9 protein-coding genes and 1 pseudogene are annotated in these 6,864 nt (G+C 42.2%); all 10 read right to left on the bottom strand.

Features of this window, described 5'->3' with window-relative positions:
• Positions 1-36: 36 nt before the first annotated feature.
• Positions 37-1,632 carry a recombinase family protein gene (locus tag H5993_RS08715; RefSeq protein ID WP_204777063.1) on the bottom strand — a complete coding sequence of 532 codons (1,596 nt, stop codon included), beginning with the start codon at positions 1,630-1,632 and terminating at the stop codon, positions 37-39.
• Entirely contained in the window at positions 1,633-2,046 is a 414-nt protein-coding gene (locus H5993_RS08710; protein ID WP_081530745.1) for a hypothetical protein, read from the bottom strand.
• Positions 2,047-2,051: 5 nt separating this feature from the next.
• The gene (locus H5993_RS08705; protein ID WP_204777062.1) at positions 2,052-2,441 is read right to left on the bottom strand and encodes a hypothetical protein; all 390 of its coding nucleotides are present in this window, start codon (positions 2,439-2,441) and stop codon (positions 2,052-2,054) included.
• Positions 2,442-2,456: 15 nt separating this feature from the next.
• Positions 2,457-3,569 (bottom strand): recombinase family protein, encoded by a 1,113-nt coding sequence (locus H5993_RS08700; protein WP_204777061.1) that lies wholly within the window; start codon positions 3,567-3,569, stop codon positions 2,457-2,459.
• Between the two features lie 62 nt (positions 3,570-3,631).
• On the bottom strand, positions 3,632-3,799 hold the full coding sequence (locus tag H5993_RS08695) for an SHOCT domain-containing protein (RefSeq protein WP_204777060.1): 168 nt from the start codon (positions 3,797-3,799) through the stop codon (positions 3,632-3,634).
• A gap of 101 nt (positions 3,800-3,900) precedes the next feature.
• Positions 3,901-4,806: a GH25 family lysozyme gene (locus H5993_RS08690; protein ID WP_204777059.1), complete on the bottom strand. Its 906-nt coding sequence runs from the start codon at positions 4,804-4,806 to the stop codon at positions 3,901-3,903.
• Positions 4,807-4,811: 5 nt separating this feature from the next.
• On the bottom strand, positions 4,812-5,219 hold the full coding sequence (locus H5993_RS08685) for a phage holin family protein (protein WP_066024073.1): 408 nt from the start codon (positions 5,217-5,219) through the stop codon (positions 4,812-4,814).
• Between the two features lie 4 nt (positions 5,220-5,223).
• On the bottom strand, positions 5,224-5,613 hold the full coding sequence (locus H5993_RS08680) for a phage head closure protein (protein WP_066024072.1): 390 nt from the start codon (positions 5,611-5,613) through the stop codon (positions 5,224-5,226).
• Complete coding sequence (locus H5993_RS08675) at positions 5,613-5,909, bottom strand: head-tail connector protein (RefSeq protein ID WP_066024071.1); 297 nt, start codon at positions 5,907-5,909, stop codon at positions 5,613-5,615. Before H5993_RS08675 ends, H5993_RS08680 begins: the two co-directional genes overlap by 1 nt.
• 10 nt (positions 5,910-5,919) lie before the next feature.
• Positions 5,920-6,672: pseudogene (locus H5993_RS08670) on the bottom strand (phage major capsid protein); the annotation flags it as partial.
• Positions 6,673-6,864: the final 192 nt, after the last annotated feature.

Raw genomic sequence — 6,864 nt, 5'->3', positions numbered from 1 at the left:
TACATAAAATCCCCTAAATCAAAAAAATTGGTACTGCTAGGATTTTACTCCTATCAGTACCAAATATTGTAGACCCCCATTTTGGAATTCTACTTCACAGTAGGTTTCCTGAATGGTGATTTTTTTGATTAGTTGTCGAACGAGGTGTTCATCAAACTCATTGAGTTGCTTACTATTGATATCAATGAAATTTTGTAGGTTAATATTTTTCTGAACGACCTCATTTTGACGATCAAGGGTTAATTGAAGTTCATCGCGTTGTTGCTGAATCCTATTGAACTCATCCGAAATTTTGTCATAATCCTTGGAATGGGGTGTCTGATTGATTAAGAGAATTTGTAGGCGGTCCAGTTCACGGTCTAATTTTGTTGCTTGTTCTTCATTTACTTGGTTAATCGCATGACGGATATTATTTTGGAGCTTGGCCTGGAATGTTTTGTTAGGTTCAATAATTTTATTAAAAGCTCTTAGGCAGACTTCTTTTAATTGTCGTTCAGAGATGGCGCGTCCATGGCAAGTCACAAGATCATGGTCATGGCCAGTCATACAAAGCCATTTTACGACTTGCCCGTTTTCGTCGGAGTAGTTATAGGCAACACGGTGATAAATATCTCCACAGCGGCCGCAGAATACTTTTAAGGAAAAGCAGGTGCGGTTATTGTAGTGCCTTGTTTTACCGCAGGGAACCTTGATTCCAGCCCGGCAACGCTTTCTTTCTTCTTGCACCCGGCGAAAGAGATCTTTAGGAATGATTGCCTCATGGTCGTCTTTGATATAGTACTGAGGCATAATCCCTTGGTTGCGAATTCGCTTTTTGGTTAAAAAGTCGATGGTGTATGACTTCTGTAAAAGAGCATCGCCGATATACTTTTCATTTTTGAGAATTGAAGCGATATTGGAATCGCCCCATTTAGTATTACCAGCACCGTTGGGGATGCCATCAGTGGTTAATCGCCGAGCGATTTGTTTATAAGAATATCCCTCCAAGTATTCGTAGTAGATGCGTTTTACTATTTTGGCTTGTTCGGGGTCAACAATTAGGTGTCCTTCTTCATCTTTGGTGTAGCCAAGGAACCAATTATGGTTAACCATGACTTTCCCTTGTTGATAGCGGTATTGTAAGCCGAGTTTAACGTTTTGCGATAAAGATTGGCTTTCTTGCTGAGCTAGGGAAGCCATGATTGTTAAAAGAACTTCCCCCTTGGCGTCAGTGGTTTTGATGTTTTCTTTTTCAAAGTAGACGGCGATATTCTTCTCTTTTAGTTGCCGAATGTAGTGAAGACAATCGAGAGTATTCCGGGCAAAACGGCTAATTGACTTGGTAATGATAAGGTCAATTTTGCCGGCCATGCAGTCTTCAATCATTTGGTTGAATTGCTCCCGCTTTTTGGTGTTGGTCCCAGAAATCCCATCATCGGCATAAACATTAACCAGATCCCAACCGTCATGGTTTAGGATGTAGTTGGTGTAATGGCTAACTTGGGTTTGGTAACTAGAGTTTTGTTCCTCGTATTCGGTACTTACCCGGCAATAGGCAGCTACCCTTAATTTGGGTATATCTTCCTCAAAGGGGACCGGCTTGCTACCGATATGGCGGCGGGCAGGAATGATTTTCATTTTTTTGTTGGGCATTTAAGATTCCTCACTTTCGATTAGCTGGTACAAGTATTCGGCTTGTTTAGCGGGAATATTGTACCGGTGATGTGATCGGTTCATTTTGAACTTAGTTTGGGGATAAAACTCTACCTGCTGTGTTGGTAAGTTGGTACGTCCTAAGTTTAGGGCTCGTTGATGAAGTTCAGTTTGGAGACGGTTAAAAATTTCCGGTGTTATCAACGGTGGATAGTATTTATCCCCAAGGTAGGTTTGATTAATTAAGATTCGTTTGATGGCACCGTGGAATTTAAAACCATTTTTTAAGGCGACATCTGTCAGGGAATCACCATTCAGATAGTCTTTAAAAATACTTTGAACGCGGGGGCCATTAACTGGGTCAACTTCAATCTTGCCATCTTTGATGTGGTAGCCAAAAGTAACGGTACTCATCGGCTTCAAATCCTTTCTGGTAGATTTAATCCACAGAACAAGTGGAAAACTAGATGTGAATTATCTTCAATTGTGATTTTTTCCACGGTTTCTTCAAATAATCGAGGATTAAACTCGGTTTGAATCGGGTGGTTATCTACGTAATTTAAAAGTTCACGAGTGGCAATAATTAGACTATCGTTTTTACCAATTGTGGAGCGGAGTTTACTCAGCTTTTGCCGGTATTGATTGGACTGGTCGATTAGTTTGGTCGTCTTGGTCATCATTTCTTTGGGCTCGATCAAGTCTTGGGATAGCATCGTCATCAAGGTATCACGTTTTTCAGTATTGCTTAAAATAGCTGATTCTAATTCTTTAATCCGCTTATACTTGTGGTTTGCTGGTTGGTTTCGCAATGATTGAAGATAAGGCTACAAAAGTTTCGTCCTACTGAAGATAAGTTTATTTATCATGGTCACAAAGGCGACTTCAATTTGGCGTTCATCAACTGGCTTAACCGGGCAAGACTTCTTTTCCTTAATATGAGTTTGGCAAGTCCAAGTTACCCGCTTAGCCTTCTTTTGGCGTTTAAATGTACCGCCGCAATGGCAGTTAAGTTTGCCGGAGAAAAGATATTTTTGCCGGTACTTTTGGCTACGTGTCTTGGTGTTGCGTTGCTTAGCTCTTTGCGTCAGCAAAGCCCGGGTCCGTTCAAATTCATCAAAGCTGATAATTGGCTCATGGTGGCCTTGATACCAGGTCATTGTCTCTTCATCGTAGTTGATGTGTCGGTTGAAGGCATCGTCGGTATAAGTCTTTTGCAAGCGCAGGTTGCCGGTATAAGATTCATTACGAAGCATAGTTCGAATGGTACTATCGCTCCATTTACCAACGGATGGCGCCGGAACGGTCAAGTTTTTAGCGATTGTTAGGCTGCTTTGACCATTTAAAAAGTCAGTAAAAATTTGTTTAACCACTTTAGCTTGGCTAGGAATAATTTCAAAGTTTCGGTCATAGCCATAGGGCGGAGTCGAAACTTTAAAATAGCCATTGGCCATCCGAGTTTGAATTGACCAGCGGTTGTTAGCGGCAATTGATTTTGATTCACTTTCCGCCATGCTACTAAGGACGGTTAAGATGAATTCATCGTCCATATTGCTGGTGTTCAGATTTTCCCGCTCAAAGATAATGGGGATATTGAGGTCCTTTAGCTGACGGACAATGTCCAAACAATCGGCAGCATTACGGGCAAGCCGGCTAATTGACTTGGTAATAACTAGGTCAATTTGGTGGGCTGCACAGTCCCTTAACAAGTGAAGCAACTCTGGCCGTTTATTCTTCTTAGTTCCAGAAATTCCTTCATCGTAGTAGATTCCTGCAAGTTCCCAGCCGGGATGGTTGCTAATGTAGTGTTGATAGTGTTCACGTTGAGCCTTAAGACTTTTTAACTGCTCGTCGGAACCGGTCGAAACCCGGCAATAAGCAGCAACCCGTTTTAGCTCCCGGCTGGGAATGAAATTTTGCATGATTTTTGTAGTTTCCATTGTTTTTTCCCTCCTTTCATCAGTCATGCATGTTAGCTCTGAGTTTTAGACACATCAACGAATTAAAGCTGTAATAAACCCAGTAATGGCGGGAAAGTTTGCCGGTTTTCTTGTTCGATTCGTTGGGCAATTTCAGATGTGATTAGTCCTTGTTCTAATAGTTCTTTCGTGATTTCTTGTGCCTTTTGAAAAAGTAGTTCATTTTGAATTTGTTGATTAGTAAGGGCCATAGTTTTACCTCCTCACTGTTAGGACAGTTAGAGGCAAAAAAATACAGCGGTTTTGGCAAAAAAATAAGGCCCACAGGCGAATGAGCCCATGGACCTTATATTTATAGCAGTTGATTGACGCGTCTTTGAACGGCAGTTGGATCATAGCCAGCCGCACGCAGTTTTTGACTACGTTGGGGGTCATTGCCCCATTTACCTTGAATGACTTCACGGGCCAAGGTGTCAATTGATTTTTGATTCAGCCTTTGATTTACGGCTGCTTGAATAGAGGAATAGTTATACCCAGCCGCAGAGAGGCGGTTCTTGCGGTCAGTGCCGTTACCCCATTTACCAGCTAAAACTTCAGCAACTATTTCATCTGTTGACTTTAAAGGCTTAGTATTGGCGCCATAGCCATTCAGGCCTTTTTTTCTGATGATAGCCGGATAGTCGATGTAGGAGTAGTCTAGGTCAACGTTACCGCTAATCCCGGCGATTGAACCATTAGAAGAGTATTGCCAAATCCCGCAGTTTCCGCTGTAGTTGAGACGGGGATTATATTCGGCAATCCACAAAGCATAACGACTAGCAACATCAGGAGAAATATAGTTTTGTAGCGGTGATCGTGAAATATAGAGTCCAGCATAGTAGCCATGGCTTTCAATCTCTGAACAAAATGCTTTAACCAATTCAGAACAAAAGTCTGTTCCTTGCTTAAATTGACTCTTTTCTTCAAGGTCAAAGTAAATCGGGTAATCAAATTGTTTTCCGGCAATGGCGGTTAAGCAGGTATCGGCTTCTAGTTTTGCGTCGGTAGCGGAGTCCGCATATGAGTACCAATATGCCCCAACATTGAGTCCAGCGGCTTTGGCCCGACCGTAGTTTTGTTCAAAGTATGGATCCTTTTGGTGAATCGAATGGCCATATCCGGCGTTAATAATCACGAAGTCAATCCCACTTGCTTTAACGGCATTAAAATTAATATTTTTTTGCCACGGTGAAACGTCAATTCCTTTATAAATTCCCATTTTCATCAATCCTTTTTATCCTTGTTGTTTTGGAGTTGTTCTAAGACATCTTTGAGTTGTTTGGGAAAGGGGAGTCCTAAGCGTCCAGCATTTTCTAAAAGGGAAATTCCTTCGTTGGAAATGTAGAAACAGATGGTGGCGGTTCGCAGTGGGGTGCCGTGCTTGAGTAAGTGCATATCGATGATATTTGCGAGACCAACCAAGATGAAAATAAGGACTTTCCGGTTTACGCCACGTAGGCCCACTTCACTGGAAAGCTTACGTTCACTAATCGCATATAGAATTCCCGTTATATAATCGGCAATTACAAAGGTAAGGAGAGCATACAGTAAGTCGTCCAAACCTCCGAGAAACCAGCCGATAAAGCCACCTAGGACTGCCCAATACATACTAATAATTTTCGTTTTGATCATATTGTCACTTCTTTTTTAAATCGTCTGGTGGAGTGGTTGAAGTTTCCATTGCTACCTTGCACTGTAGGTAGCGGTGCCGGTACTTCACATCATCTATGAACTTGATGTTGTACCAGTGGCCATTAAACCAAATTTCGGTTGATTCTTTAACGCCTTCGATATAGCGGAAGGTCATGGAGACTTCTCTTTCAACTTTAACCATTGCGGCGGTGTAGTACTCTGTCCCGTGAAGGTTTGATACATAAGCCCAAACTTCCGCTAATAAAACAGCCTTAGTCATTGGTTGGTAGGTATTGGGATTACGTCCGTAGGTAACTTTGTTATAGAGTCGGATGCGGTCGCGCATCTCACCAATATTTACAAGCTTTGAGTTATCTTCACCAGCTTTTTCCATCAAAAAGCCTCCTTCCGATAAGGTGTTAAAATTGCCCGTAAAAATTTGATCATGGCATCAAAATCAGCAGTTTCCCGGTATTCATATAGGTAAGCCACAGTATAAAAAATAGCGGTGCGAATATCATCGGGGACCACATCGTAGTCGCTAATTGGATGCCGCAGAATATTTTCAATCGTGGAAACTGCGGCTGCAATGAAATGGGTAATTAAATCATCCTCAGTGGTGCCATCAACCCGGAGGTAGGTTTTAATTTCTGCTAAGGTGGGTGTTTTGGTATTTGCTTCATCTCCCATTTACTCACTCCTATTTACCAGCGCCCATCTTCAAAGTTGTTAAAGCTTCAGGAAGAATGGTCTTGGCATCGACACGTTGGGAACCTAAGAAGCCAACTTGACCATTTACGGCGTACAATTCGTTGAGTCGTTTGAAGGTCCGTCCTTGGCGATCAGCAATCCAGTAGTAGGAAAAGTCACCAAATAGGACGGCTTTGTTACCGGTGGTCAAGTTAGGCATATATTGGCTTGTGTAAACTGGACAATTCAGAATCATATCTGGCGTTCCGGCTTGGATAGAAGGTTGCCAGATGTATTGATCGTTCTTGTCCTTTAACTTACGAATAGCCTTAACTGTGTCATCGTTCATCAAAAAGACAGCATTTTTACGGTAGGGTTCTTTAAGTGAGTAATAAAGGTCGATTAATTCATCAAAGGTAATTGCCGTTGCCGAAGCGGTGGTAATGCCATCTTTGGCACCGTTAGTATCGTTAAGGATCCCAGTTGGGCGTCCTGTACCATTACCGGTTAAGAAGGCTTCTTCTTCAGCATCGCCCAAACGACGGGCAAACTCAGAAGAAATGTAGTTAGTTAAATCAAAAGCTGAGTCGTTCAGTAATTCTTCAGAAACTTTGATTAAAGTTCCCAGCTTGTGCGCACCAAGGGTTACTTGGCTGAAAGTAGCATTACTTTCGGTGTAGGCTGCTTCTTCGTCTAACCAAGCAGCGGTTCCTTCACTAGCAACAACTGGAATCTTATGGTCACCGCTGGAAGTTTGGATGACGTGGGAAACAACCTAAGATTAGTTCAGGATGAATTTTACCATCCTGGACTTTTTTATTACCCTAAAGATAGAGCTAAGGTCGTCCATAGCCTCAGGGACTGCGAGTCCGTATCACAAAATGACCTCCGCTATCTTTGCTTTGATATTTTGATTTTCAGGTTGTGGGACTACGAGTTCGAGTATAGGAAATGA

Origin of the sequence: Limosilactobacillus alvi (assembly GCF_016900115.1) — a bacterium.
Taxonomy (GTDB): domain Bacteria; phylum Bacillota; class Bacilli; order Lactobacillales; family Lactobacillaceae; genus Limosilactobacillus; species Limosilactobacillus alvi.
This window is presented reverse-complemented; position numbering and strand designations above follow the sequence as displayed.